This window comes from Neorhizobium sp. T7_12, assembly GCF_002968535.1.
In the GTDB taxonomy this organism is placed as follows: domain Bacteria; phylum Pseudomonadota; class Alphaproteobacteria; order Rhizobiales; family Rhizobiaceae; genus Neorhizobium; species Neorhizobium tomejilense.
Genome location: NZ_PVBK01000045.1, coordinates 1 through 1,426 on the forward strand (window position 1 = coordinate 1; position 1,426 = coordinate 1,426).

Sequence of the window (1,426 nt, forward strand, 5' to 3'; positions counted from 1 at the left end):
GCCTTACCTCTTTTCATAGTGCCTACTGCGGTGCGAAGCTGCTTGGGCGCAGGTGATGCGGGTATGGTTGTCATTCTGGCTGTCCTTGATGGCTCCGGCTGCTGAGCCGCCCGCTTCACCGACCTGGATCGACCGCTGATTGCTCGATGCCCGTGATGGCTATGTAAGGCGATGTCGGCGTGTCTGGGCCTGCGCGGTCGCCACGTCATGCGAGGAGCGTCATGGAGATTTACGTTGGAATAGATGTTGCCAAGGAAACCCATTGGGCCTGCGCTCTCGATCCGCGCGCCCAGGTTTTGCTCGACCGCGCGGTCGAGAACGATCAGGCCGCGATCGAGCGCCTCGTCGCCGACCTGCGCGGCCTTGGTGGCGAGGTCGTGGTCGGGCTGGACATCACCGGATCGCTGGCGCGCTTCCTGGAGGCCATCCTCCTGGCCGAGGGGGTGCGTCTCGTCTATGTGCCCGGCATTGCCGTCAACCGGGCCGGACAGGGCTTTTCCGGCGGCGAGCGCAAGTCCGATCCGCGCGATGCGCACACCATCGCCGAGTTGGTCCGGACGCGCGATCTGCGCCCGATCCTGCCAGGCGACGAGACCGCGATCGCACTGCGCCTCAAAGTCACGCGACGCCGCGAACTCAGCGACGATCAGACGCGCCGCATCTCCCGAATGCGCCAGCTCCTGGCCGCTATCCACCCCGGCCTCGAACGCCGGCTCGACCTGACGGCCAAGGGACCGCTCGTCCTTGTCACCCGCTACGTCACACCGGCCGAGATCCGCCGGGCCGGCCTCAAGCGGCTCATGGCGTATCTCAAGCGAACACCTCATCTGCACGCCGTCGAGGCACTGGCCCAACGCTCCCTCGAAGCCGCCGAAGGCCAGAGCATCGCCGTTCCCGGCGAGGCCAGCTTCGCCGACATGATCCGCGAACTCGCCACTGAGGCCCTGCAGGCGCGCGAGGCGATCGCCCGCATCGACCGCGACTTGGAGGCCCTGCTCGAGCGCCACCCTGACGGCGCCCTCATCCGCTCGCTGCCGGGGATGGGGGCGGTGCTGTCGGCAGAACTCATCGCCAACATCGGCACCATCGAGCGGTTCCACTCGGCCGACGCCCTGGCCAGCGCCGCAGGCCTGACGCCCGTCATCCGTCAATCCGGAAAATCCAGGAGCTGGCGCCGCGCATTTGGCGGCGACAAGGCCCTCAAGCGGGTATTCTTCCAAAGTGCCTTCTGCGCCGTCTCCACCAGAGACCCGCTCTCCAAAGCCTTCTACGACCGAAAACGACGAGAGGGAAAACATCACACCCAGGCCATCATCGCTCTGGCCCGCCGACGCGTCACCGTCCTGTGGACGATGCTCAGAACCAGGCAAACCTTCGATCCAACTCAAAAAGCCGCTTGACTTGCGCATTACTCAGCTGCCTCCAG

General features: G+C 65.8%; 1 protein-coding gene. It reads left to right on the forward strand.

Annotated elements, in window-relative coordinates; translation table 11 throughout:
- The first annotated feature begins 221 nt into the window (after positions 1-221).
- Positions 222-1,400 carry an IS110 family transposase gene (locus tag C5J26_RS32360; RefSeq protein ID WP_105405487.1) on the forward strand — a complete coding sequence of 393 codons (1,179 nt, stop codon included), beginning with the start codon at positions 222-224 and terminating at the stop codon, positions 1,398-1,400.
- Positions 1,401-1,426 lie beyond the last annotated feature (26 nt).